The organism is Rhodopirellula sp. MGV, from assembly GCF_002251265.1.
GTDB lineage: Bacteria > Planctomycetota > Planctomycetia > Pirellulales > Pirellulaceae > Stieleria > Stieleria baltica_A.
On sequence record NZ_NPDI01000008.1, the window covers coordinates 20,405 to 47,013 of the forward strand.

Sequence of the window (26,609 nt, forward strand, 5' to 3'; positions counted from 1 at the left end):
TATTATTGATTCGCTGGGACGAACAGGTCGACGTAGCATTCTTGGGGTGAGGTGTCGGATCCGTATCGTTTGACAAAGCGAGCCTCGTATTGGTTGGCCCAGTCGCCATCGGCTCCTTCCCAAGCGATCAATAAAAAGTCGTACTCGATTTCTTCGTCGCCCCACATGCCTTGGCGGTGGGCACAAAGTCGCGTCGGCCGGCCGCTCAGATAAACATCGAATACATAGCTCACATCGACGCAGCATTCGGCATCCTTCGGGATGTCACTGAGCACTTCTGCAATAAACGCTTGCCCGTTGTAGCGGGCGTCTTTCCAGTGCGTGACATAAGTCAGCCAAGTTCGCAATCCCGCGCCAGGCATCATCACTGCGATGCATGCGGCGATCCCAATCCCCATCAAAGCTTGCTTGGTTCGATTCGCATACTTTTCGCGCATCCACTCGATCGCGGCGTTCACGCCAACCGCTCCAAAAATCATGCACCACACAAATGCGTACAACCAGTAAAGCTGACTCGGGTGACGACCAGCTGCCGTCGCGGTGAAGTAGAGGCCTGACCAAGCATAAAAAGTGACGAGCAAGCGGCTGCGATGCGAAAGTGAACGTGACCGGATCACTGCAATTGTTCCAGCGATCATCGCAGTCGCCAACAGTGCCAATTGCGCCGGTCCAAGCAATGCTAAAAGAAGCCCCGCATGATGAACTAGCGACGGAAAGGGCCATAGCAGGCGAGCAAACAGGCCCGGCCCGGCGCGATCCAAGACGTTGGCCATAAACTGAGAATTGAACTCGTACGAATACGTCAGCACGTACGGCAGCCAAGGAGCGATACCAAGCAATGCACCTAACGCAAAGAGACACAGAGCGATCACAATCCGCTTCGGTCCGCCGCCGATAAACAACAGCGTCACTCCGGATTGCATTGCGAAGACGATCGCAAGCGGGTGACACAATCCGGCAAGTCCGCAAAACAGTCCCGCAAAAAACACGGCCATGTTTTTCGATCGCATCGAAGGAGACGCATCAGCCAAGCCAAGGACTTGCTTCGAAAGCCAATACGAGCACAAGATGCCGAAAAAGATGCACAACGCGTCCGGCCGCGATGTCAGGCCTGCAAACAGAAGCGGTCGTGAGAGTGCGATCAAGATTGCGACGCCCCCCGCCACGCGTTCCTTTAGACCAAGCAGTCTCGCGAGGAGGTAGGCGACGATGATGGTGCCGATAGCGGCCAGAAATACCGGCAACCGTGCTGTCGGATAACCAGGTTCGAACACTGCAAAGAACGGTGCTTGCGCGAATGCTAACCCCGGTGGCAACGCCATCATGCAAACGTCAGCATTTTCGAAAAATGACGAACGAATCCGCGAAGGAAGATAAGGGATCCTCGGGACCCCTTCAGTCCACATCGTGTACCCCGGTATCGCAAACCACTGTTCGTCTTGAATCCCCGGATGATTCTCCAACAGCGGATACCGCAAGACGACAAACAGTAAAACCGCCACCAACAAGATTAGGTGTGGTTTGCGTGACATCAGATCAAGGCCATCGAAGGGTGACGCGGATTGGAAGAGACTAGGTTAACTACCCGTGAACTCGCATCAATCCCTCTCTGCTGATGCTTCCCAGTGCCGGTCCTGCAGGCCCAGGTTCATTTCGAATTCCTTGAAGGCCGCGAACAAGACCGGGACGACGAACAGCGTCAAAAGCTCGACCGACATCCCGCCGATCACTGGCCAGGCCATCGCCTTGGCGACATCAGAGCCTCGACCGGTTGATTGAATGACAGGGATCAACGCAATAATTGTTGTGAAGGTTGTCATCAGACACGGTCGAATCCGTTTGCACCCCGCTTCGACGGTCGCCTGGCGGATATCACTGACACTGGCCAAGCGTTTGCGTGAGAAAACCTGATCCAAATAGGTTGCCATCACGACACCGTCGTCTACTGCGATGCCAAACAATGCGATGAATCCGATCCACACGGCGGTGTTGATTTCGACTGCGTTGATCGCCAGCAAAATCATCCCGCCGGCAAACGCGACAGGGATTCCCGCAAACACGCTGATCGAAATCGGCAGGTGTCGGAACTGCAAGTAGATGATGAACAGATTGATTAGGATCACCAAGGGGATCACCCACATCAATCGCCGGTTGGCTTCGATTTGATTTTGAAACGATCCGACGGCTTTTAAAGCATAGCCGGTCGGTAGTGTCAATTTTTCATCGTTCTGCGCATCACGCAAGTTTGACTCGACCATTGCGACGGTTTCCAAGTCGCCGACCATTCCGGATGGGGAAAAGGAAACGTGCGCGACCAGTCGGGCATCTTCGCTATTGATCACGCCGGGCCCAAGTCGTCTTCATGGTGGCAAGCACCGAAAGCGGGACCACTTCACCGGAATGCGTGACCACCGGCAAACGCTTCAGTTCGTCGAGTCGTTCACGAAGGTGACGCTCATAGCGGATCCGAACGGGGTACCGTTCGCGGCCTTCGAGCGTATGTGTCACGTTTGAGCCGCCGAGCGCCGTTTCGACAATTTGATTGACCATCATTGTCGACATCCCATAGCGGGCGGCCGCGTCACGATTGACGTCAAACTCGACATACGGTTTTCCCAAGACGATATCGGGATTCACCGTCGCGGCGTCAACTTGGGGAATTGTTTTCAGCTGCGCGGCAACGTCCAGGGAAGCGTTGGCGAGTCCTTCCAAGCTGTCGCCGTAAATGCGAATCGCCATCGACGCTTTGATGCCACTTTGTAACATCACAACGCGGCCTTCGATCGGTTGTAGTGGCGATGCGGGGGTGACGCCCGGCAGTGTCGCCACGGCATTGATTTTGTCCCAGATCTGTTTGCCGGTCATTCCATCACGCCATTGGTCGCGAGGTTTCAGCATCACATAGGTCTCAATCATCGCGGTCGGCGCGGGATCGAGAGCCGATTCCACTCGCCCGATTTTTCCAAGCACGTTGGCGACTTCGGGGATTTCTTTGATCAACGCGTCCTGGGTCTGCAGCACCTCCATCGCTTGCGAAAAGCTGGCTGCCGGATACAGCGTTGGCATGTAAAACCAACTGCCTTCATCGAGGGCGATCCAGTCATCGGATTCCAAACCGGTCATCTGGTGCTTGAATTCGACATAGCCTGGGACGCCGTTCAAATCGGCACCCAGCTTCGACGCGAATTGCTCGAATGGTCGCAGCACGGTCGGCAAGCCGAACCAGGCACCAAGCCCCAGCACCACAACCACAGTTGGCAGCAACGCAAACAAGCCTTTGCGTGATAAAAAGAATCGCAGTGTGGGTGCATAGCCGCGCAAGATGAGTTGGCTGACCGGGTTTTGGTCGGTCGGACGCAGGCGTTCGCCCAGCATCCAGTAACCCGCGATGCTGCTGATGATTGCGACAGCGAACAAAGCGAGTAAATGGTTGCCGTCGACAGCGAACCAGTACAGCCATCCCCCTGCGACCGCTGTGGAGACACATCCCATTCCGAAGGCGCCAAGCAGTCTGCGTTGCCGAGTCCATCTGCTTGTTTGAAGCAAAAGGCGGCTGAGCAGTGGGACGAGCGTGACGGCCACGATGAGTGCAGCGATCAAGGCGAACGATTTCGTCCAAGCCAGCGGTGCGAACAGTTTGTAATCGCGACCGGTCAACATTAGTACGGGGAGAAAACTGATCACGGTCGTCATCACCGCGGTCACCACAGCCGGTGCGACCTCGCTTGCCGATTCGTTGATCAGTTCCAAGCGACGCTCGCTGCCACCTGGACGACCGGCCTGTTCCCATTCGGCAAGTCGGTCGTAGATCGTTTCGGAAACGATGATCCCCATATCAACCATCGTTCCGATCGCGATCGCGATCCCGGCGAGCGACATCAGGTTCGCTTCGATTCCGGAAATTTGCATGGCGATAAAAGCCAAAAGCACAGCCACCGGAAGTGTGATCGCAACAACCAGGCTGGCACGTAAGTGCAACAAAAAGAACAAGATCACTGCGGCGGTGATCAGGACTTCTTGGAGTAGCGATTCGGTCAGTGTCCCAATCGTTTCGTTGATCAGCCCCGTGCGGTCGTAGACGACATTGATTTTGACGCCACTCAAGCTTGGTTCAATTTGATTGATCTTCGCCTTGACCCGTTCGATGACGTCACGGGGATTCTCGCCAAACCGCATCACGACGACACCGCCGACGGCTTCGGTCCCGTTCAAGTCGATCGCGCCACGACGGAACTCGGGGCCAAGCTGGACGCCGCCGATGTCTTCGATCCGAAGCGGAATACCGTCGCTCGTGCGGACAACCGTTTGCTCGATGTCTTTGATCGCTTGCTCGACACTTTGATCAGCGCCCAGTAGTCCTCGGCCGCGAATGATGAATTCCATTCCTCCGGATTCGACGGTTTTGGCGCCAACGTCCAAGTTGGATTTTTGCACCGCGTCGACCAATTGATCGAGCGGCAAGTTGTGAAATCGAAGTTTGTCCGGATCGACTTCGATTTGATACTGACGCACGTGACCACCGACGCTGGCGACTTCGCTGACTCCGGGGACGGCTTGCAGTTCATATTTGACGACAAAGTCTTGAATGCTGCGTAGGTCAGCGAGGTTCATCCCTTCGGCTGGCGTCAGCGTGTAGTACAAGACCTGCCCTAACCCGGTCGCATCGGGACCAAGCGTCGGCACGACCCCTTCGGGCAGTTTCGCACCGACGGTACCAAGCTGTTCGGCGACGCGTGAACGGGCCCAATAAAAATCGGTGTCGTCGCTGAATGTGACCTGCACAAAGCTGTATCCGAACAGGCTTTTGCCACGCACGGATTCGGCATGCGGTACCGCTAATAGCGCGACCGACAAGGGATAGGTCACTTGATCTTCGACGTCCTTGGGGGATCGTCCGGGCCATGCCGTGAAGACGATCACTTGGTTCTCACCGACGTTGGGGATCGCATCGATTGGAACATGGCGAGTCGCGTAGAGACCAAATCCAATCAATACCGCGGCGATCACACCGGTAATCAGGGGTTCGCGAACGCAAAACGCAATCAGTCCTCGCAGCATCTATTGGTCCCCCGAAGCGTCGGCAGGGATCGTGCGAACCAATTCACCGCAGTGCAGCATCTCGCTGCCCCAGTAGGGATTCAGCAATTGGTCATTGTTTTGTAGCCAATCGCCTTCACCTTGTTTGACCATGGGGCAAAAGAACTGATAAAACGGCTGTTCTGCTTGAGCGCCACGTGCTTCGGTGGCAAGCCGGATGACGGCGTGGCTGATCGTTTTAAATTGAACCCTCGCTTGGTCGATCGGAAGGTGATGGAGGTGGGCGGTGTTCTTTGCAATGTTGTCCAGTTGCTGTTTGACGTCGTCAGTGAGTGACGAGTCCTCGAGTAACTTTTGGGTACTGGATTGAAGCCGTTCGACGTTGGCCGCGTTCGGCTTTTTATCTTCAGCGAAGGATGATTGGATTCGAAAGTACGCTTGATAGAGTTGCTCCAGCGACTGACCCGTTGGGCCATCGAAGCTCGCGACTTGGATGTTTTCGAATTGCAGCGGCTCGTTGCGAATCGCTTGTTTGGCAATCGCCCGAGTCGGATCGATCAAACTCGGTTTGCCCGCGAGTTGCATTTGAGAGTCGATCAAAAAGTTGCCTGCCGTAGCGACTTGCTCGCCCGCTTGAACGCCATCTTGAATGACCACGTTGTTGTCAACGATTGGGCCGACTTTGACACTGCGAATTTCGAAGCGGCCGGGTTCGGTTTCGACGTACACGACGCTGTGTTCGCCAGCCATCAAGAGCGCCGACCTCGGGATGGTTAAGGAGTTCTTTCGGTCGACAGGGCGATCGCTGTAGCCGTACCGTGATGTCGGGACCAACGCCATTCCACAGATCGGACATTCACCGGGTGCATCGCGAATGATTTGCGGGTGCATGGGGCTGATCCATTTGTTGGCCAGTTCCGCGTCATAGACTTCGCCCTGAGGCCCAATCGGCACATCGATTGTCGCTTCGGCATAGTCGCCTGGACGCAGTTTGCCGTCATCGTTTCGGAATTCGACACGCACGCCCACGGTGCGATTCTTTCGATCGACGCTTGGGTCGACGAACGCCACACGACCCTGCAGCGCGACGCCAGGAAGCGAGTTCAACTCCGCGCTAACTTGTTGGCCAAAGCGTACGCGCGAAGCATCTTCGGGATAGAGCTGCAACATCAGCCAAACCGTATTCAGGTTGGCGACTCGGTAGATCGGTTCGCCTGCCGAAAGATACATGCCTTCTTCGGCCATCTTTTCGATCACCGTTCCACCGATCGGGGCGTAGATGGTCAATCGCGATTGTGCTTCGCCCGATTGATCGATCTCGGCAAGTTGCTCCGGGGTCATGCCATATTCAATCAATCGTTGACGAGAATTTTGAACCAGCTTTTGTTGCGTTTGGCGGATCGAATCGAGCGTCGAACCGGAAAGCTTGGCGAGTGAATTCTTCGCTTCGAGGTATTCGACCTGTGCCGCATAGAGTTGCGGACTGTAGATGACAGCTAGGTGGTCGTTCTGGTTGACCAACACGCCGGTATAGTCGGCGAAAAGCCGTTCGATTCGGCCGTCGATATAGGACGACAGCGTGGCTTGACGGCTTTCGTCGATCTGGATCGATCCGATCGTGCGAATCGTTGACGTGACCGGATGTGACTGGACCGTTTCGGTCTGAATATTTGCAAGGCGTCGCTGCGCCGGTTCGATCTTGATTGCGAAGTCATCAAGGTCACCTCCAGACGACGCGGCCGGTACCAAAGGCATGCCACAGATTGGACAGCGTCCTTCGCCAGGCTGGCGAATTTGTGGGTGCATGGGGCACGTGTATGTTTCTTGTGCGGCATTGGCGGAAGGGTTCGCCGGCCCACCTGGACCGCTACGGATCCAGCCCAGTCGCTGTGCAAGGCCGAGTAAGACAATCAGCAAGACGCCGCTTGCGAAAAACATTCCGACGCGTCCGAAGCGTGATAGCCACCATGACAGCGGACGCCGTGATGGGCGCACTGCCGTTGAAGACGTCGGCGTGGGCGATTCGTTTGACATTGCAAGTTCGCTGGACGAAGGGCCAACTTGTTTGGCCGAATGGATTCGAAAAAGTGCGACTGGCCAAGAAAACCAGCGTTGGACCGTGCCGGATGAATTCCCGACCAGTCGCCTGATTCATCAGCGGTGCCTACCGCTACGTCACGTCTTACTCGGCGTGATCCGCATGGTCATGACCTTCATGGTCGTGTTCGTCGTCATGCTTCGCGTCGCTCTTGGCTTGGGCGGCATCGAACTTGGCTTGCTTCTCTTCTTCGGAGAGTGCCTGCCATTCTTCGTCGCAACCGTCACAGCAAAAGCCGATCGTCTTATCGCCCCATTGAACCGTCCCGCCGTCTTCGGTGACTTTGCCGCCCATCATGGGGCAGTATTCGTTGTCGGTCGAAACGGTGGTCACCTCGACCACTTCGTCGACCGGTGTTTCTTGGGTCGGTTTTGGCGAGCAGCCGGCGAACATTGCAGCGGCGGTCACGAGAACAAGTGAAGTCATTCGTCGCATGTTTTTTACCTCGGGTAAGTTTCTAAAACGGATCGCAAGTTTCAAAAGGAAAAATGGGTTCCGAGCGCTGACAGCGTTCGGAGACAGTGTTCGGAGACAGTGGGGACTAAAGACGCCTTTCCCTCGCAACACGGATCTCGATGAGATCGATTACGTGCTGAGCGCGCAGCAATTCACGCCGGCGGTTGATAGAGAGAGAGGCTGACTGAAAAGAATGCGGACGTTAGGTCCGCCAGACGCCAAGCACGATCTGCTTGTAGTGGTTGGTCAGCGTTTCGCAAGAGAAGGATGGAGGCGTGTTCGGAACCGATGTGAGCACGGGTTCGGAAATCACACCAACATGGGCGGCGACGACAAGGTCCAGCAAAACCTGTAGTGACGTATTCGTCGAATCAGGAAGATTTGATTGCGGCGGCACACTCGTGTCATGGTCGCCACAGTGGCAAAGTTGCAATGGCCGAACGGCGTCGGTCTGATTCGCAACATTCTGGCCTGTGCAATGTGGGCAGCGAACTGCCTCTGTCTGGGGGCTTGGTTTTGAGGTCATCCCCGCACAGCAGCAACATCCGGTCTCGTTTGACTGGCAATGGAAGCCAGAAGCAGACTGGCAGCCACAGCCGATTCCGTTGCGTGGACACACCGCTTGCATCAGCAGCATTGCTACTGTCAGCCAAACGGTTTGTTTTCGCAGCAGATCGAACAAAACAGGTCTTCCTTGAGGTGAGAGCTGGAATTCTACACCGAAGATTCGAATCCGGCCACATCGGATTTCGTTCGTTGTCTCCAACGGTCACTCGGCATCAGAGGATTCGATGCCGAGTGTCTGTCCGGCGAGCTGCTCCAATTTCACCCTGGCGATAGCCAATTCTCCGATCGCTTGATGGTAGCCGAGCTCCAAGGTTAGCAAGGTTCGGTAGTCGCGGATAACTCGGTCAAAGTCGGCTTTGGAGTTGGCGTAGGCATCTTGATCGGCGGCCAGAGTTTGGCGCGCCTGTGGCAGAATCGTCGCGTCATACAATGCCGCAGTCTCGGAGGCTCGTCGAGCTTCAGCGACCTGTTCCAAAATCATTGCGTCGTACTGGTCGACGATGCCTTGCAATGTCTCGTGGGCCGCATGATGTTTCCAGCCGGCTTCGTTTGCGATCGCATCGTACTTTGTTCGCCGCAGAGGCAAACTCATTTGCACCCCAATCGCCCAGGGATCTTCGCCCACATTGACGACCGATGACGCGGGGCGGTTGTCGTCTGTCATAAAGTAGCTGGCCGATAACCTGAATTCGGGGCGGCGGCTCAGTCGGGCGACTTCGACACCCCAGCGCGTTGCCTGCGAACGTAGCTGCGCCGCTTGAATCTCTGGTTGATGTGACATCGCGAGTTGCAGCAAAGCGTCTGCATCGAGAGAGACATCGTTGTGAGCAATCGTTGTATCGGTCACCACGGCGGTCGCCGCCGAACGTCCGATCCAGCGGTTCATTTCAGCTTGGACACTCGTCCGCTGTTTACGCAGAGCGAGCAAGCGTTCTTCCAACTGTGACAGCTCCAGCGTACCGAGCAAGACATCGCCTTGTGTTGTCGTGCCTGTTGAGACACCCGCGTTGGCGACATCGATCAGTGACTCGAGTAACTCTTGATTGGCGACAGCGGTTTCGATTTGTTTGTCGATGACGTACAGGCGGTACCAACCGGTCGCGACTTGTGCCGTGACCGCTAGCCGCGCGGCTTCAAATTCCGCGTGGATTGCCATCGCTTCTAAGCAGGCTTGCTGTTGTTGTGCGTCAAGTTTGGCAAGCCACGGGATCGCTTGCCCCACATTCATGTTCGCACGTTGCGAGCCCGCCGCCGTTTCCAGAGGGTTGCCGAATACGTTGACGCCGAATACCGGATCGGGAAGCTTGTCGACGTATCGCGAACGGGCTGCCGCCGCTTGGTACTCACTTTGAAGTTTGGCCAAGCGAGGATTATTCGCCAGCGCATCGTCGATGAGGGACGGGAGATGCGATGGTCCCGGAGCGTCTATGTGCGGTGGTACTGTATCCGTTTCGCTCAAGAGCGAGGCGAATGATTCATAGTCCACTTGGCTGACAAGCGTCCCATTGGAAGTGCCATTTGCTACCGGCGCTATTGGCGCAACGGCAGTCACCTGATGGCTGATGTCGGTGGCTGGGCCAGTTGGCGGTGTTGCTGCGCATCCCACGGTCAGACTGGCGGTCAGCACGCCGATCGCTAGTGAAGTCGCATTGGATGTCCGCATCGATATTCCTTGGGCGCAATCTTGAGACTCTCGGCACAACGGGTGTGGTGCGAGTCAATCTGCGGCACGGTCCAATGCTGACATCGGCCAAAGAAACCTGCTGATCATCGATCGCAATCGAATCTGTTGGGGATCCGACGCGACGCTTGACGGTTGTAACGATTGCGAAAAACGACGGGCCGTTCACTCGCTGCCGTCGTCAGCCGAAGTACTCGTTTCGTCGCCCGATGATTCGTCAAGGAATTGTTCGAGTTCAATGTCGCACAAGATGAACGACGCACTCGCCGTATCTCTGCCCGAAGGATCCAGTTTCTGACGCTGTTGGCGGATTGATTCAAGCTTTTCGCGAGCTTGCTGTGCGGACAACGTTCCTTGTTGTTGGGCGTAGACTACTCGAATCGCTTGCCACGCGACACTTTCCAGCGGCCGACGTAATTGATCCAAACAGTCGACCAGTTCACCCAGGGCAGCATCGTTTCGCTGCTCTTTGATCGCCATTGTTGAGCCGATGGATTTGGTTTTCGCTAGCCACTCGAAACGCTGTTGTGCAATGTCCGACTGTCGATCCATCCCCAGTGATTTCAATGCCGTGGCGTAGTGTTGGTAAGCCTCTGCGTCAGTCGGGTCGAGTTTCAAAGCCTGGCCAAACGAGTACGCGGCTTTGCGCCATTCCATTTGGCTGGCCTGCCACATTCCAAATCCGAACCAATGGTCCGAGGTGTTGTCTTCTATGGTGGATTGGAAAGACTCGTTTTCCTTGTACCAATCTGCGAGAGTCTTGGTGTCGGGCAAGTGAGCCGCCACTCGTCCACGTAGGCCTTGGATTTGTGTGTTCGCATTGGGCGATTTCGATAACGCCTCGTGTGCACCCACCCAGTCACCTTGGCCAATCAGATGCCTTGCGATGCCGAGTACGCCGATCGGAGATTGTTCATCCTCTGAAAGCTCGCCAGTAAAGGGATGAACTTGGTTGAGCAACGCACGTAACTCGGCTTCTTCGACGTTCCCGTATTGGCAAAGCGACCGGAGATGGACGAACGCTTCACTTCGACGCCCTTCACGCAGATAGAGTTCGGCGAGTTTGCGATGGACCATCGGGCTACCATCCGTCGCGGTCAGCAACGACTGGTAGCGAGTTTCGGCCTGTTCCCAATCGCCTTGGATGACCATCCACTCAGCCGTCTGGCCAAGAATGGGCAGGCGAGCATCCGGAGTCACCATTGCGAGCTCATCCAAAATCTGAATGGCTTCGGGAAAGCGATTTCGTTCGGCGAGAACGCGAGCGAGCAGGAATACGGTTTGCGGATCTTCTGGAGCGATTCGGTTCGCTTGTCGAATCGAGTCGTACGCGGCGACCAGATCGCCGCGTTCCAATGCTTCGATCGCCGCGTCTTGCAATGCGACGGGATCAGTTTCTTCTTCAGCCCGTTGTGGCTTGGCTAACGCAGGAGAACGTTCCGAAGGGCGGGTGTTGATGCTGACTTTTTCAGGACGACCGACCACGTCAAGGGGCGGCACAGACCGACCGTTTAGCTTGGCTTGATCCTTTGACGAGGACGGTTCGGTCGGCTGGGTGCAACCGCTAAACGAGAGCGCGAACGATGCGGTCGCGACCAAGACACGTACGCGGAAGCGGCGAATGGTTTTACTGTGGTTCATGAACTCGAATCCAATGATCGTGGAAGTCGAGATGAATACCGGGCAATTGTTTTGCCGGCATGTGACATTCAATGCAACCGGTTTTAGGCGAGACGGGGCAAGCGACGTGATCCGACTCGGATTCCAAATGGCAGCTGACGCATTTCTTAACGTGCCGTTCCATTGGAACCGTTTCGACGGATTCATGCGGATTGTGGCAAGTCGAACAACCGAGCTGGCGTTCGGATTCCAGGTAGCATCGGCTGCGTAGAATCCCTACCGGCTGAAACCGTACGAGTTCGTCGGGGTATTCACGCAACTCGGATCGTGAAATCGTCATTGGCAGTCGGTGGCAATCACCACACAGTTGAATTTCTGATTCGACATCCCAGTCCGCTTTGCCAACCGAATACTTGGGCGGGTTCTCCATTTGCCGCGCGAGACGAACGTGTTCACTGGCCGGTCCGTGGCATTTCTCGCAGTTCACATTTGCAACGAGTCCGACGACGGTTTGGTTTTCGATTTCCCCGGCGGTCGTATGGCAGTAGACACATTTTCGCATCACGTTGCCTTGGTGTTTCAATCCGAATGCTTCGGCTTGGACTGGCATCGGGCCGGGAGCTTCCTGTGGCGTGGGGCCGAGCTTTTGGGTGGCATTGAACCAGGATGCCCGGTGCTCGATCGCGATTGTGTTGCCCTGTTGATCGGGAATCAAAGAGAGCAATGTGATCGCGCCTTCGGGGGAACCGAGGGCATAGTCCAAGCGGAAAGGACGGTCACCAAAACGTTCTGGCAGCGTAACGTAAAGGCCGTCCTCGTCAGTGTGGTAGTGATAGGTTCCGTACGGTTCACCCGCGTCGTAGGTCTTGCCGTCGAACAGCTCGGCAATTTTAGGATCATCGGCCAGGTAGAACGTCGACTTGTGACCATGGTGAGCGTGCAAGTCATAGTTCGTCTGATGACATTCTTTGCAGATATCACGTCCAACAAAGGTTGGCTTGGTGTCGCTTGAAACTCCATCAGCGATTGCAATCGCTGGTTTCGATGTCTCGGTACTTTGCGTCGACTCGTCAAAGTGCAGCGACATCGACGTGCCAAGCAACAGCAACGCAGCGACCGGAATTCCAAGCACGCGTTTCAAACCGAGTCTCACTATCGAAAGAGAAAGAACTGAAGCGTTCAAGTTTAACAAAAAAGAAACCCCGTCCGCGATCGCGGACGGGGTTTCCGAGTGTTGAATCACATCTTGAGAGGTGATTAATTGAACGATTCTTCGATCGTTTCCTTACCACGAGAGCTTCCGAGAGCTCCCCAAACACCATAGGGACTCTTCTTACCGACTCGCCAAGGTTCATCGGGGCTACGTGGCGGTTCCGAGTGCGAACCGATGCAGGGTTCGGTTTGCGTACCGGCATCGATGGAGTCGGTGATGAAGGTAACAGCACCATCGCCCATCAGAATGTGAACGCCACCTTGGTGACGGCTACTTGGTGGACACAGGCCGACGTTGTCGTACCAGTGGGCTTCACACATTTCGCTGTTGGGCGGACGAATGGTGTGCATCGCTGTCATGGTAAATGCACCCCAGGCCCAGTTCATCCCACGGCCGGCTGCACCGTCCATGTAACGAGTCGGAGGAGTACATCCGGTGGAGCTAACATCGCACCAGAACGAAGGTGACTCTTGGTCAATCCAGCCCTGTTGAACGCAGTACATTGGGTTGTTTTCGACAACCCAGCTTTGTGTAACGGCGGCCAACGCACTTCGTTTGTCACGGTCACCAAGGTCAGTGATGATTTCGCCACCTGCGACGGTGTTGGAAAGACCGTCGAGGATGTCACGGAACTTCGTCGATTTCTTACGTGAGAAGAAACCACGGTCCGAAGCGTTAAAGAACTTCGCACGCCAAGCGTCGCCGGGCGTTAAGTCACCGTTCTTCATACCGTTGTCCCAAACTTGGTTGTACGAGTCACCCAAGCAAACGGCATAGTTCGTCCGACCACCCGCAGGAGCGCCTTGTCCAGGGTCACTGGGGCAGCGCAAAGTCGCGACTTCGGTTGACCAAGGAATGAACAAACGCGATTCTTCGCCGTTACGGTCCAGACGCGGGTTGGGGCCCATTGATGTCCAGTGACCCAACGTACCAGCAGCTCGTGGCAGTGCTGCACCGCCGAGTGTCCGGGTTCCGGGCTGGACGATATTGTCCCAAAGTCCTTGCTGCTCCAAAAACGGCATCATTCCAACGAAGGCACTGAGTTCTTCGTTGTTGGTGGTCGTGGAGCCTTCCCACCACTGGGTGCATCCATCAAGGATACCCAGGCCAGTACCGCCGTTTTGGCGAGGCAGTTCCTTGTACGCAGAATGGTAGTTGTGCATCGCCAACCCGATCTGCTTAAAGTTATTACTGCAACTCATTCGTCGCGCGGCTTCGCGAGCCGCCTGAACTGCCGGCAGGAGTAATCCCACCAGAATTCCAATAATTGCAATGACGACCAGCAGCTCCACAAGCGTGAAACCACGGGACATCCCCTTACTTCGCACCATTCCAAGTCTCCCGATAAAAAAGTCGAACGAATCCCCCCACGGATAAAAACTGTGGGGGTATTAACTCACACTGGCACGCTACCCCTCAATATAGGAACCTAGGGGGTTAATCACACGCTAATGGGCTGATTAATCAGTAAAATCCCGCGATAGTGCGCTTTCGTTCTTTTCAGACCTCTCAATAATCCGCAAATACCACTCAAGTGAACTTTTCAATCCCCACAGCAGAGGTGTGTTTTTTGTTTAGCTTGTTGGTGTTGGGATGCGCACCAACAGCGAAGGATAGTGGCGGATACACGCCTGCTGCTGATGTTGAGTCCGACACGCAAGCCAGCCAGGTCAACGGAACGGCCGACGCGAAGATGCGGGAAGCCATCGCCCGTCAGGATTGGAAATCAGCAGAGAGGTACTCAAACCAGGCGTTGATCGAGTCACCCGATGACCCGGGGGTGATGACGTTGGCTGCCGGAGTCCTCGCCTTTCGGGACCGCAAACGTGATGCCGCAACCTTGTTGGCTGATGCAGCCCGTGTCGCCGATTTTGAGCCCGCTTCAAGGGTTGAAAATGCGATCCGAGGCTTGATGGATGTCGGTGAAATCTATGCCGCCATCGAGTTGCTCGAGCAGTCGCTAAAGCGGTTTCCCAATCGCGATGCGCATCGTCAAATCCTGATCGGTTTTTACAACGAAGTGCAGCGCAGCGAGCAGATCCCTGAGCACTTACAAGTGCTGATTGCACACCGCCACTTTACGTTGCCGTTGCTGCTCACGACGACTGAGAATTCGTCGCGGCGTCTGTCTGAAAAGTCGGCCGAACGGTTGCTACAACGCAATCCTAAGGATCATCGCGTCCGTTTGTCAGAGGCGTTTCTGTACCTCTATCGCCGTCAATTCAAATCTGCGGCCGAGGTGCTCGATGACGTTCTGAAACATCACCCAGACTTTGCGGCCGCGTACGCGATGAAGGGGCAAGCACTTGTCGGAATGTCGCAATGGCAAGCGATCCCGGACTGGCTGAGTAGCGCGCCGAACGCCAGCAAACAATACGCGGACTATTGGCTGACACTTGGTGATTATCTTCAAAATTCCGGTCAGCTCGCGCCGAGTGTTCGCGCCTATTGGGAAGCATGTCGGCGGGCGCCAAGTCGTGCGTTGTCATGGAGTCGTCTTGGCCAAGCGGCGCGACAACTCAAGGCAAGTGGCTCGGAGTTGGCGTCACAAGTCGATCCCAAAGATTTGCAGGCGATCGAGAAACACACCGAGCGTTTGCTCGCGATTCGCGATGCGTTCAACGATTTCGCCGGTCACAGCAAGGACAGCCAACACGCGGCCTTTCAAGTTGCTCACACGCTGTTTGATGCAGGACGAACCTGGGAAGCCGAAGCGTGGTCTGCGATCGCGGCGACGTTGGAGAAACAACCTACCGACGAACTCGCGGTGCTGCGGCAACAAATCGTTCAGTCACTGAAGGCTGACCAATCATGGATTACGAAGCACGCGCCCGCCCTGCTGATTGACTATTCGAAATTACCAGAACCGTCGATTGCGAGCGTTGCATCGACAGACGCCAAGGCGGTCATCCCTGAGCGAACAACTCATGATCACATCCAATTCGTCGAGCGAGGATCGGAATGGGGACTCGATGGTGTCGGTAACAAAAATGATCCCAGCGATCCAAAATTGGCGCCACTGATTCGATCGACCGGTGCTGGTGGAGGCGCGATCGATTTCGATTTGGATGGGAGTGTTGACATCGCCGTGATTAATGCGGGTGGCACGATGATGAAGTTAGACTCGATGCCGAATCAACTGCTGCGGAATGTCGGTGCTCGATTCGAAAGTGTTGGTGACCGCGCAGGATTTCATGACAAACGATTTGGCCAGGGGATTGCCGTTGGTGACATCAACGAAGATGGGTTTCCTGACATGTTGGTCAGCAACTTGGGAAGCAACCAGTTGTTGCGTAACAACGGCGACGGCACATTTACAGATTGCTCACAGTGGCTCGGCGATTCGGAAGCTGCACAATGGTCGACGTCTGCTGCTTTTGTCGATGTCGATGGCGATTCAATAACTGATTTGATCATTGACCAGTACTGCGTCCCGATACCGGAGCTCGAGCGCGCGTGCACCAATGCGGCGGGAGTCGAAGGGCCATGCCATCCGATGGTCTTTGCGGGCGATATTGACCAAGCGTATCAGTCGGTTGGTGACGGGCGTTTACGAAATGTCACCGAATCGTGGATCGGATCTCCACCGATTGGGCGTGGGCTTGGGATCGTAGCGGGGAAACTCGATTCGCGGCGGATGGGAGTGTATGTCGCAAACGACATGACTCGAAACGCTTACTACCCTGTCGAAACCGCTACAACAAACAACGCGATATCGCTTAACGACACGGCCACGGCGGCAGGACTGGCTGTTGATGGACGCTCGCTTGCACAAGCCAGTATGGGAATCGCGGCGGGTGATTTCGATTCGGATGGCGACCTTGATTTCTATGTGACGGGCTTCGGCCGTGAGTACAACATCTACTATGAACAGATCTCGCCAGGACTATGGCGTGACACGACGGCCAAACAAAACCTGATTGTGCCGACGCTAGAGTTTGTTGCCTTTGGGACTCAAGCGATCGATTTTGACAACGACGGCATCGACGAATTGGTGGTGACCAACGGGAACATCGGCCAGTTCTCCGAACCCGGCGCCGACCGCTATGAGCAACCGTTTCAGGCATTTCGCCGCGGTGATACCGGCGCTTTTATGGAGCTGGAGCATGCATCATGGGGACCGTATTTCCAGTCGCAGCATGTTGGCAGGGCGTTGTGGCGGGCGGACGTGGATCGTGATGGTCGTTGCGATTTTTTGATCACGCACACGCGAGAACGAATCGCTTTGGTGATGAATGAAACGCAAAGCGAAGCCAATCGGATTGGGTTTCAGTTGGTGGGGACGCGATCCAGCCGTGATGCCATCGGAGCAGTCATTCGCTTCAAGGTTGACGGGAACGAGCGAACCGTGTGGCAGCTTTCTGGGGATGGCTATTTTTGTAGCAACGAAAAGAAGCGACTGGTTGGCCTTGGCGGTTCGACTCGCGTTACTGATGTGAGAATCGAATGGCCGGACGGATCAACGGAACAGTTGCCCGAGTTGGCGGCTAATCGGGATTACTTGATCGTACAAGGCAGCGAAGAAGGTGTTGAGATTGCGACCTACCAGTAAGCCGCAATCCCACAATCGGTCAATCACCGCTCGCGGCGCTTAACTTGGGGCGCCGCTGCGGTTTTGATCGACAGACAAATGTCTTGATGTCAGTTGCCTGGACGCGAACTTGTCGCGGCGCCGGAACGCATTTGCGCCTCGTAGTCCTGCATTTGCTGATCGGTCATTGGAGACGAGTTTTCAGGTTTTTCGGTGACTTTGTTTCCTGAGTCGCCACATCCGGTCAAACCAATTGCCGGAATGCTAATCAGGAACATCGCAACGACGAACTTTTTCATTTGAGTGATCCACGTTAACGGGGAGGGCAACGATATAAAACTATATCAGTGCAAAACATGACACCCCAAGATAACAGAACTTGCTAGCCACAACACGGATTCACGATCAATCTGCGTGAACATTTTTCCGCCCTGCCTGCACAGGTTCGCTGCGTTGCCAGACGCCGTCGGCAGATTCGACGATGAGGTAGCGTCCCGAAGTGAACGGCCCCGCGAAATGCTGCGTCATCCCGGAAGGCCACTTTACGTCGATGTGTTCGACGGACTTAATCTTGCCGATACCAAAGTCCAGCACCGGTTCGTCGCTGCAAAGGTAGCCGTCTCCCGCGGTCACCCAATCGCTCCACTGATTGCCTTCGGCAAAGACGTCAACGCGGGTGCCAATCGCGTCACGCTCTGATGTCGTGCCGATCAGCTCAAGTTGGATCGCGGAGCCGGACGTTTCTGTGCGGTTTTGTAACAGAGCCAAAGGCTGATCCAAATGATTGACCCACAAATCGAGATCACCGTCCCGATCGAAATCGGATTTTGCCATTGATCGGCCAAGGTACTCACCTTGCCAATATCCCGATTTGTCGGTGACGTCCGTCAATTCGAACCGGATGCCATGATTCATTAACAGTTGCGGACGCATTTGGTACGCATTGCCATAGGGACGCATGTCAAAGATGTGGCCGTTGGTGACTGCCAAATCCAGCCATCCGTCGCGATCGATATCCAATGCTTTGGTTCCGAAGCCGACCATCGGGAGACTCAGGTCTTTGATCCCGTATCGCGTTGCAAAATCGGTGTACCCGCCGTCGGACGCTTGAAGGTAAAGATTGGCCGATTCTTCGCTGAAGTTGGTGATGTGTAAATCGATCGTTCCGTCACGATTGAAGTCTCCTGAGGCAATTCCCATGCATCCGTTCGCCGCGCCTTCGAAGCCGTTGGCGACGCCTTTGGCATCAGCCGCGTTCGCCAATGCTTGATCGCCTTGATAAACCAGCAAGTGATTGGGACGCACGTCATTTCCGACAAAGATTTCGTTGCCGTCGTTTGGATCAAAGTTTGTCACCACAACTCCCAACGCGGTCCCCGGAGTTGCGATGTCGCGTCCGATCGTATGAAGCTGAAACGTCCCATCGCCACGACTCGAAAACCAGCGATCGGATTGTGCATAGTGTTCCAGCGGCGACGGCTGCGACGGAAGCCCATCGGGCCCCAGCTTTGGGAGCGCAAACGCGCCCTCCATTTCGATGTAATCACATTCAAAGAGATCGGGGATGGAATCGCCATTCAGGTCGGCGATTGCCAACGAAGCAGTGAATTGATCGCTGGCGTCACGTATGACAACCGTGGCGTCACGAAAAGTACCATCGCCATTGTTGATCAATAAGCGATTTCGTCCGAGGCTTCCGAGCCAAAGGTCGATGAATCCGTCTTGATTGACGTCACCAGCAGCGATGCCCGATCCGTAGTTAAAATCTTCCGTGATCGACGGAACGGTCCGGTCGATAAACTTTCCATCATGATTGTGTAGCAGCACATTTGATCGCGTGCACGCGTCCGTAGGCGGTTCGCCCGATCCTTGTGCCAGGTAGACGTCAGGCCATCCATCCAGGTCGAAATCAACGATTGCAATCGCACCGCCGATCGATTCGTGGATCGGGATCGGCGAATCGTCCAGTTCCAGCGAACGGTACCACTGGAAATCGGCGCCGACGGTCGAGGCAACGTTTTCAAAATGCGGTTTAGCGATCGGCGAGACTTCCACTACGTCGACTGGCTTATCGAATTGTGGCGTGCCGCGGCAAAGTTGCTGATAGGCATCGCCCAACGAATAGCCCGAGCGTTTTTCCCCAAGCAAGGCGGAATCGCGGGCAAGTTTGTCGATCCCTTCGGTTTGCAGAAGTTGCTGTCGCTTGGCAATGATTTCACGTTGTTTCGCAACCGAGCTGCCGGAATGTACGAGGCTCGCCCAGCCCAAGACTTCGAAGGGGCGTTCGAGTTCCAGGACTTGTTTCATGATCCGATTCTGCAGGTCCAGATGTTCTCTGAACTGCAGTCCGGGGCTTTGTAATTGATTCGAAGTGTTTTCGCATTGCGCTAAATCGATCCCGCGTACACGGTACTGTTGGGCTTGCTCGGACTTTCCGAGTGCATCGAAAACTTTGGCTAATCGTTGGGTGCTGTTGCGGTCGGTTGGGTTTTGATACACGGCATTCAACAGAGCCGCTGCAGAGTCTTCGAAGTGTCGTGTGTCAAAAAAGTAAGTGCCAATCGCGGCCCAGTAATCGCCAAAGTGTTGCAGCCGATCGCGATCGCACTCGGCATGCCAATCGACAAACTGTTCGTGCTGTTGTGTTTCGGCAAGCAAACGCCCATAGAGAGCCGACGCAGCGGGAACTGGCCAACCGGAATCTCGTTCGGACGCCAAAGCATCGATGGCTTCGGGGTAATTCAGTTGTGTAAAGTGCCAACGGGCGAGACCGAGTCCCGGCTCGAAATACTCGCCGAGTTCGATGGCGGGATCTGGCTTCGTAGGGAACGCCTCGGTTCGCCGGATGAGCGAATTGAGTTCCATCTCATTTGCTTCCCCTGCCAAACAAAGTCGATCGGCAATTTGGGAAGCTTCTTCACGTCGACCGACCCGGGTCAGCAGTCCCCAAGCACGATGATGCCAAACCCATTCTTGTGGCCGGACTTCGATTCCGCTGACCAAGACATCTGCCGCTTCGGAGGCACGTCCGGCCAAAAACAAGGCGCGCGCTCGCAAATCGATTCCTGCATCATAGAGCGGCGATTCCTTACCGATGGACTTGGCCAATTCGGAGGCTCTGTCCAAGTGATCGAGACGCAACGCGGACTCGGCGGCAATCAGAATCGCTTCATGATTTTCCGGATCTTGCACCAAGAAACGGATCGCGGCGTTACCGGCGGTTTGCCAGTTCCCCTCGGCGGCTCGACGACGAGCGAGCGAAAGGTCATTGGGTTTTTCTTCGACGACTTGATCCGTCGCGATGTTTTCAATCGATTGCGAGTCACAGCCGACCACAAAGCACGTCAACAACGTGATCGCGATCAGGCCCCCGCGTTTGAACAAGTCGTGCGAAGACATAGAGAACAAGAATAGGGCGGTAGGGCAAGCAAACCCCAAGTATAAACGATTTTTGCTCTATCGCCGAAACGATTCTGGCTGGTCTTCGATGATCAGGATTCGTTGGTCCGCGTCGACGTCGTTGATCGTTTGCGTACTGCCGCTGGGCCAGATGACAGTCAATTCCGAAATCTTGTTGGCCGTTCCGAGTCCGAATGAAACAATGTCTTCGTTGTGGCACAAATATCCATCACCGGCCGTTACCCATTCATACATTTCACGTCCGTTGAATTGAATCTTGACGCGTGCCCCGATCGCATCCCGTTCACACTTCGTGCCACGTAATTCGACTTCGATCCAATGGTTTTCGTTGGGGCTTTCGTTCACTAGCAACGCCGAGTCTTCGTTGAGGTGCGTTAACACATAATCGAGCTTGCCATCCTGATTCCAATCGAGTTTTGCCAGTCCACGTCCCAAGTGATTTTTTGCCCAGTACCCGGATGGGTCAGTGACATCAACCAATTCAAAGCTTGACCCTTCATTCGAAAACAACTGCGAGGGCTGTTCAAATGGTGCTCGGTTGGCAATCGCATCTTCGATGTGCCCATTGGTAACGACCAAATCCAGATCGCTGTCGTTGTCATAGTCGATCGACTGTGTGCCGAATCCAAGCACCGAAAGGCTGGCTTTTGCTAGACCAAATTGAACATTGCGGTCTTGGTATTGGCCGGATTGATTTAGAAAGTAGCTAACGTGTTCACGTTGGAAATTGGTGATGTGAAAGTCGAGCCAACCGTTCCGGTCAAAGTCTCCTGACGCGATCCCCATTGATGCGGTTTTCGCGCCACTGAAACCATAGGCGCATCCGCGAAGCATCGCGAGGTCGTGCCAATTCCCGTCGTGGTCACGTTGCCACCACTGGTTGGCGTAAACATCATTCCCGACGAAGACTTCGTTTCCCGGTTCGTTATCAAAGTCACTGACGATCACACCGAGTCCTGCTCGTGCGGCATCGGGATCCGGATCCATCTGGTGAAACTCGATACCGCCGTCGGCCGATTGGAAGATGATTCGGTCAAAGGCCGCTTGGTAGTACTGCGGCATCAACGGTTCAAGAACTTCACCGCGCTCATTCCGTTTCGGTTCGTCGGTCAAGCGTTCGTCGTGCACGTAGTTCAGTTCAAATAAATCCGGAAGCATGTCCCCGTTCAGATCGGCGACTGCTAGCGATGTGGTCAACAGTGTCTGGTCATCCCGGTAATCAATTGGCTGTTGCGTGAAGGTGCCGTCGCCATTGTTTAGCAGCAAGGTGTTTGTGCCGATGTTCGCGATGAACAAGTCCGCGAAGCCATCTTGGTTCCAGTCCCCCGCCGTTGTTCCCATTGAGTAGCGGTACTCGTCGACCTGCGCAGACAGGGTAACGTCGACTACTTGGTCACCTTGATGACGGAACAATTGGTTGGTTTGACTGCCGATGAACGTTGGTGGGTCCGCACCGCCTTGGGAGAAATACAGGTCCGCTTGTCCGTCCAAATCGAAATCGGTGACAGTGACTGAGCCGCCAAACGATTGGTAGATCGAGAATCCATGGTCAAGCGGTCTACTGGCAACTTGATAAGAGTGTTGCAGACCGATCTCGTTGGCGACGTTTCGAAAAGCTGCCGGAAACCTTTCCTGTTCGGATTGCGTGGATGTTATCGCGTCTTCAGCGATCGATTCGCGAAGTTGTTGTTGTTCAATGCTGGGGAGAGGAAAACGACCGATCTTCACCCCGCATAAACGCGTCTGCCGTTCGGGGAAACCGTGTTCTGCTTTCACCAAGGTCCTCATCGTTTGCTGAAGTTTCAGCATTGTTTCGCGAGGGGCTTGCTGGTGGTAAGCGGCGATCGAGCGCCACAAGACTGCTTCCAGTGATCGGTCAAGCTGGTCCAGAATCGCTGCGAGTTTCTCGATCGTCTCGGGATCGGGGGCAGCCATGTCGGCGACACGGTTGTTGGCCAAAAACAATGACCGCAGTGTGACTGCACGTGTGTCCCAACGGTTGGCCGCATCTTCGTCGCCCAATGTTTCCATGACCGAACGCAAGCGACTAATCGAACGGTAATCGGTGGGATCACGATCGATCGCTTCAAGCAGTGCCCGGGCGGCTTCCTGGTGTCGATTTTGGGTGACCAGCCACAACCCGATCGCGGCCCAGTACTCGGCATACTGTTGCACTTCGGGATCGACGTTTGAAAGCCATTTCTCCAGTTGTGTCATGTCCTGTGCTTCGGCCGCGGCACGTCCGAATAGGGCTTCGATCGACGCAGGTTGCGTGTCCTCTTGGATCGATTCCTGTAAACACTCAAACGCCTCTTCGTATTGTTCGTCGGTAAACAACGAACGGGCCTTTGCGGAGACACCCAGCGGTTTGTATTGAATTTCCTCGACCGTCTCCGTTTCGTCGGTCATCGCATGACTGAGATGGATAAGAGCATGCAGCTCGTCTTGTCGAATGTTGCCTTGGCGGCATAACTGCTGGAGGTGCGAGGCAGCTTCGTGACGCCGGCCTTGGCAGTTGTAAAGAAAGGCGAGCTTCCGGTGTGCTTCGGCAGCCGACGGGACCACATCAAGGATCGCCCTGTAGCGTTGCTCGGCATCGTCGTAACGCCCAACCTGCATACACCAGTCGGCGGCTTGCCCAAGGGCCGGCAGTCCGGCATCGGGGTGCCCACTGGGAATTTTGCTGAGCATGTCGATCGCTAGCGAAAGCTTGTTCTGATCGGCATAGAATGCGGCGAGACGAAACACGATTTCGGCGTCGTCGGGGTCACGGACCAACAGACGTTTGAGTTCTGTTTCTGCGGTGACTAGGTCACCATCGTGTGCCGCACGCTCGGCAAGCGCTATCGTTTCTTCGCGAGAGGCTGGTGTGATGGGGGCTGGATCTGACGCGAGGTCGGATGCTGTGCTCGCTTGAAGCTTGACCGCTGCGTTCGATGTATCACTGGGCAGCGGATCACTTTTGCCGCGGTCACAGCCTGCCTGTGCTGCCACGATGATGACAAGGCCCCATCGCAGCCATCGCTTTGGTTGTCCCCCAAAAGTTGCCGCTTGCTGTGCGGCAGAACGTATGAAACGCAACGACATGGACAAGCCGATCCGGTGCCAGGGCAAGAAAACAGAAACCGTAACTCGAGTGTCCTCCGAAGGACGGTTTCAGTTTACCCTGTCGCGACTGTGGGTTCAGCCATACGGCGTGGATGAGGCGCCGAATCGGATCCGAACTGGCGAGCGGCGAACGCTCGCTTTGTATTCGAATCGAGCTTGAAACGCCCTATTTTTTCTTATTTGGCGGGCGTTTGCGTTTGTTGGGGCGAGCGACGGCGGGCTCGGGTTCTTTCTGTTGCATTTGCGACATCAGACGCTCGGCAAGCGTTTGCTTCCCGTCATTTTTTTTCGCCGATACCGAGACGGCATCCAGAACGTCTCCATCGGCGTCCAGGTCGAAGTGCTTTCCGCTAGGCAGCGTCTTTTTAACCATCATGCGTTCGCCAATGCCCCACATGCTGCTGGCGATGAAGTACAAGCACAATCCGGCTGGAACACGGAAGAAGAACAGGCCCATGAACAGCGTCATGAACGTCATCATCTTTTGTGTCATTGCCGTCTGTTCGTCGGTTGCCGGAGGCATGAACAGTTTCTGTTGCGTGATGAACAAGATCACCACGATGATCGGCAGGATGTTCAAGTACGGACCCAACCAACCGGTGCCACGTCCGGCGATGAAGTCGGTCATTGAATCGCCCCAGTACATGAACTGGTCAGGCGCGGCCAAGTTGGATGCCCATCCGGTCGGCGACCAGAACGGCTTTTGCCGCAGTTCGATGTCGACCGACAATGCCCGGTACAGTCCCATGAAGATTGGTAACTGCAGGAACATGGGAAGGCATCCGGCCAAGGGATTGAACCCGACTCGTTTTTGCAACGCTTGTTGGGCTTTCAGACGGCCTTCCATGTCGTCTTTGTACTTCTCGGCGATCTTTTTCATCTCCGGTGCCAGCTCTTGCATCTTCTGCGCGTTGACGGCAGCGTTGCGGCTGAGCGGGAACATCGCACCACGGACGATCACGGTCAGCAAAATAATCGCGACGGCGTAGTTACCGACGACGGAATGCAGCACGTGCAACAGTCCCGACAGGATCGACGAAAAGATCGCGAACCACCCGTAGTAGATGAAATCGCCGATGCCATAGGACGCGAGCAATTCGGGTTCTTTGGGCCCGGCGAAGATGCGCAGGCTTTGTTTGAACGACTCGTTGGGAGCAACTTGAACGCTATCGCTATTGAGTGAGAAAGAAACGTTGACGGCGCGTTCTTTGTGTTTTTCGATGCCCGACTCGTTTGCAACCAGCATCGCTTCGGCGCGTGAGTAGCCCTTCAATGCGGACTCGCCGTCTTCTGGTAAAAACGCAACGGCAAAGTATTGTGCGTCGACACCGATGTATTTGAGGTCTTTGGCGGACGATTCACTGTCCGATGCGAAGATGCCTTCGAATGCGTTTTCAGGGTCCTTGCGTTGTTCTTTCAGCAGTGTCACGCCGCTGATCAACGTGTGCCCGTCCGCTGCGGTGCGATAAACGATGTCACGAGCCGCGGCGCCACTAAAGTTTGGGCTGATCTTGTTGCTGTACCACCAGCCTTCCAAGGTGATGCCGTTTGCACCTTCCAAGCGATAGGCGAGGTCCTGTGGCTTGGAGCCAAGGTTGGTGACTTCGACGTCCATATCGACGACAAAGCTGCCTGGCGTCACGGTGAAAGTCCGTGCCAATCGCACCGGTTCGCCACCGATTTCTTCCATCGCGGCGGAACCGATCACGGTTTCCAACTTGATCGATTGGCTGCCCCCTTCGCCTTCGCTCGTCGAAGCGGACCAGTACTGCGCCGACGGATCGCCGAGGGCTTTCATAAACCGTTCGCCGCTTGGGATCCGTTTGTTGTTGGCTTGGGCAAGCGTCACCAAGCAGGACAGGCGTGACAGGTTGCCAGCGATTTGATCGTCGCCGCCGTCTTCGGCCAGGCGGACAAGGTCCAAGGGGTGTTGTGACAATTCAACGTCGAACAACAGTTTGACTGGGGTTTGCCCAGTCCCGGCTTCACGTTGGACTTCGACAGTGACCGAGTGCCCCGGTTCTGTCTTGGCCAAGGCGGCTTCGATGTCGCTGTTGGTTTGGATCGCGGTTTCGCCGATCGCCAGAATGATGTCGCCGGTTTGAATTCCAGTGGTGCCGTTTTTGGCTTTGGCCAAGGCGGCTGGCGTTCCGGGGCCGACAACGTTGACGGTCACGCCGTCGATTTTGCTGCTTGGTGTTCCGGCGAAGTAGCCGAGGTAACCCGTTTGTGTGTCTACACGACGGAAAGCGAGGTTGCCTTCGCTATCTCGCTTGGTGACTTCGATTCGTTCGATCGCACCGCCACGATTACGAAACGTGACGAGCAAGTTCTGGTTGCTGGCCGGATCCATCGATCCGATCGTGAACCACTCGTCGTCGCCTTCGGTCGATTGGATCGCGTCTTCATTGCCGTTGGCTTCGGCGTTGTCTGATTGTTCGGCGTCGGTGTTTTCGGCGTCCGCCGCAGTTGCTTGCTCGGCGTTATCGCCATCGACTTGGGCGACTGCGTCGTTCTCGACATTTTCCGGTGGCACGATCTGTGACCGGATCGACATGTAGAAAAAAAAGAATGCCGCCGAGAGAAGCAGAAAGGTATAAGTGCGACGATCCACGATCGATTCGATTCGTTGAGGAATGACTTGGGAGTGTCTTGGCCGGCGATAGGGACGATTGGGGAAATCGTGTGACCGGTTGCAACCCACCGAGAGGGGGCTCGGTCCACGAGCCTCCGGGGCGCATTAGCCCGGTATTCTGGCTGGATCATCGAATCTTGGGAAGACGAAACAAGCGTTGAGCCCGATTCGCTGCAGGGAAAACGCGATTCACACCAAGATATTGCAGGCTTGTAACTCTTGCCCGCGTTCCGCGTGACAGCC

At 55.3% G+C, this 26,609-nt stretch carries 15 protein-coding genes; 1 reads left to right on the plus strand and 14 read right to left on the minus strand.

Translation table 11 applies throughout. From position 1 onward, the window contains the following. Positions 1-2: 2 nt before the first annotated feature. The 10 genes from CGZ80_RS03790 to CGZ80_RS03835 form a co-directional block, all read right to left on the minus strand. On the minus strand, positions 3-1,532 hold the full coding sequence (locus tag CGZ80_RS03790; protein ID WP_094411510.1) for an ArnT family glycosyltransferase: 1,530 nt from the start codon (positions 1,530-1,532) through the stop codon (positions 3-5). A gap of 66 nt (positions 1,533-1,598) precedes the next feature. After that, a complete protein-coding gene (locus CGZ80_RS29080) occupies positions 1,599-2,342 on the minus strand; it encodes an efflux RND transporter permease subunit (RefSeq protein WP_315851401.1) in 744 nt (247 codons plus the stop codon). Beyond that, positions 2,332-5,058 (minus strand): efflux RND transporter permease subunit, encoded by a 2,727-nt coding sequence (locus CGZ80_RS03795; protein WP_315851402.1) that lies wholly within the window; start codon positions 5,056-5,058, stop codon positions 2,332-2,334. The genes CGZ80_RS29080 and CGZ80_RS03795 overlap by 11 nt, the downstream gene beginning before the upstream one ends. After that, positions 5,059-6,975 carry an efflux RND transporter periplasmic adaptor subunit gene (locus CGZ80_RS03800; protein ID WP_158222537.1) on the minus strand — a complete coding sequence of 639 codons (1,917 nt, stop codon included), beginning with the start codon at positions 6,973-6,975 and terminating at the stop codon, positions 5,059-5,061. It abuts the gene before it with no gap. 244 nt (positions 6,976-7,219) lie between these two features. Beyond that, positions 7,220-7,570 carry a hypothetical protein gene (locus tag CGZ80_RS03805; protein ID WP_094411514.1) on the minus strand — a complete coding sequence of 117 codons (351 nt, stop codon included), beginning with the start codon at positions 7,568-7,570 and terminating at the stop codon, positions 7,220-7,222. A gap of 223 nt (positions 7,571-7,793) precedes the next feature. After that, entirely contained in the window at positions 7,794-8,273 is a 480-nt protein-coding gene (locus CGZ80_RS03815) for a hypothetical protein (protein WP_143543732.1), read from the minus strand. A gap of 87 nt (positions 8,274-8,360) precedes the next feature. After that, a complete protein-coding gene (locus CGZ80_RS03820; protein WP_094411521.1) occupies positions 8,361-9,821 on the minus strand; it encodes a TolC family protein in 1,461 nt (486 codons plus the stop codon). 183 nt (positions 9,822-10,004) lie between these two features. After that, positions 10,005-11,480 carry a tetratricopeptide repeat protein gene (locus CGZ80_RS03825; RefSeq protein WP_158222538.1) on the minus strand — a complete coding sequence of 492 codons (1,476 nt, stop codon included), beginning with the start codon at positions 11,478-11,480 and terminating at the stop codon, positions 10,005-10,007. Further along, positions 11,467-12,591: a multiheme c-type cytochrome gene (locus CGZ80_RS03830; RefSeq protein ID WP_233148219.1), complete on the minus strand. Its 1,125-nt coding sequence runs from the start codon at positions 12,589-12,591 to the stop codon at positions 11,467-11,469. The genes CGZ80_RS03825 and CGZ80_RS03830 overlap by 14 nt, the downstream gene beginning before the upstream one ends. Positions 12,592-12,716: 125 nt before the next feature. Beyond that, positions 12,717-14,003: a DUF1559 domain-containing protein gene (locus CGZ80_RS03835; protein ID WP_094411527.1), complete on the minus strand. Its 1,287-nt coding sequence runs from the start codon at positions 14,001-14,003 to the stop codon at positions 12,717-12,719. 203 nt (positions 14,004-14,206) lie between these two features. On the opposite strand from CGZ80_RS03835, the gene CGZ80_RS03840 reads away from it, so the two are divergent. Next, positions 14,207-17,224: an FG-GAP-like repeat-containing protein gene (locus tag CGZ80_RS03840; RefSeq protein ID WP_143543734.1), complete on the plus strand. Its 3,018-nt coding sequence runs from the start codon at positions 14,207-14,209 to the stop codon at positions 17,222-17,224. A gap of 89 nt (positions 17,225-17,313) precedes the next feature. Here CGZ80_RS03840 and CGZ80_RS03845 read toward each other — a convergent pair whose 3' ends face one another. The 4 genes from CGZ80_RS03845 to yidC all read right to left on the minus strand — a co-directional run bounded on the left by CGZ80_RS03845 (position 17,314) and on the right by yidC (position 26,345). After that, entirely contained in the window at positions 17,314-17,502 is a 189-nt protein-coding gene (locus CGZ80_RS03845; protein ID WP_094411531.1) for a hypothetical protein, read from the minus strand. Between the two features lie 106 nt (positions 17,503-17,608). Next, positions 17,609-20,602, minus strand: coding sequence for an FG-GAP-like repeat-containing protein (locus CGZ80_RS03850; RefSeq protein ID WP_094411533.1), 2,994 nt, complete (start codon positions 20,600-20,602; stop codon positions 17,609-17,611). Between the two features lie 57 nt (positions 20,603-20,659). Further along, positions 20,660-23,710, minus strand: coding sequence for an FG-GAP-like repeat-containing protein (locus tag CGZ80_RS03855; protein WP_094411535.1), 3,051 nt, complete (start codon positions 23,708-23,710; stop codon positions 20,660-20,662). Positions 23,711-23,897: 187 nt separating this feature from the next. After that, on the minus strand, positions 23,898-26,345 hold the full coding sequence (gene yidC / locus CGZ80_RS03860; RefSeq protein WP_094411537.1) for a membrane protein insertase YidC: 2,448 nt from the start codon (positions 26,343-26,345) through the stop codon (positions 23,898-23,900). Between the last annotated feature and the right edge of the window lie 264 nt (positions 26,346-26,609).

What these genes read in the sequence shown, in the direction of transcription:
- CGZ80_RS03790 (WP_094411510.1), bottom strand. Translation starts at nt 1,532, where the DNA reads ATGTCACGCAAACCACACCTAATCTTGTTGGTGGCGGTTTTACTGTTT.
- CGZ80_RS03795 (WP_315851402.1), bottom strand. Translation starts at nt 5,058, where the DNA reads ATGCTGCGAGGACTGATTGCGTTTTGCGTTCGCGAACCCCTGATTACC.
- CGZ80_RS03800 (WP_158222537.1), bottom strand. Translation starts at nt 6,975, where the DNA reads ATGTTTTTCGCAAGCGGCGTCTTGCTGATTGTCTTACTCGGCCTTGCA.
- CGZ80_RS03805 (WP_094411514.1), bottom strand. Translation starts at nt 7,570, where the DNA reads ATGCGACGAATGACTTCACTTGTTCTCGTGACCGCCGCTGCAATGTTC.
- CGZ80_RS03820 (WP_094411521.1), bottom strand. Translation starts at nt 9,821, where the DNA reads ATGCGGACATCCAATGCGACTTCACTAGCGATCGGCGTGCTGACCGCC.
- CGZ80_RS03825 (WP_158222538.1), bottom strand. Translation starts at nt 11,480, where the DNA reads ATGAACCACAGTAAAACCATTCGCCGCTTCCGCGTACGTGTCTTGGTC.
- CGZ80_RS03835 (WP_094411527.1), bottom strand. Translation starts at nt 14,003, where the DNA reads ATGGTGCGAAGTAAGGGGATGTCCCGTGGTTTCACGCTTGTGGAGCTG.
- CGZ80_RS03845 (WP_094411531.1), bottom strand. Translation starts at nt 17,502, where the DNA reads ATGAAAAAGTTCGTCGTTGCGATGTTCCTGATTAGCATTCCGGCAATT.
- CGZ80_RS03850 (WP_094411533.1), bottom strand. Translation starts at nt 20,602, where the DNA reads ATGTCTTCGCACGACTTGTTCAAACGCGGGGGCCTGATCGCGATCACG.
- CGZ80_RS03855 (WP_094411535.1), bottom strand. Translation starts at nt 23,710, where the DNA reads ATGTCGTTGCGTTTCATACGTTCTGCCGCACAGCAAGCGGCAACTTTT.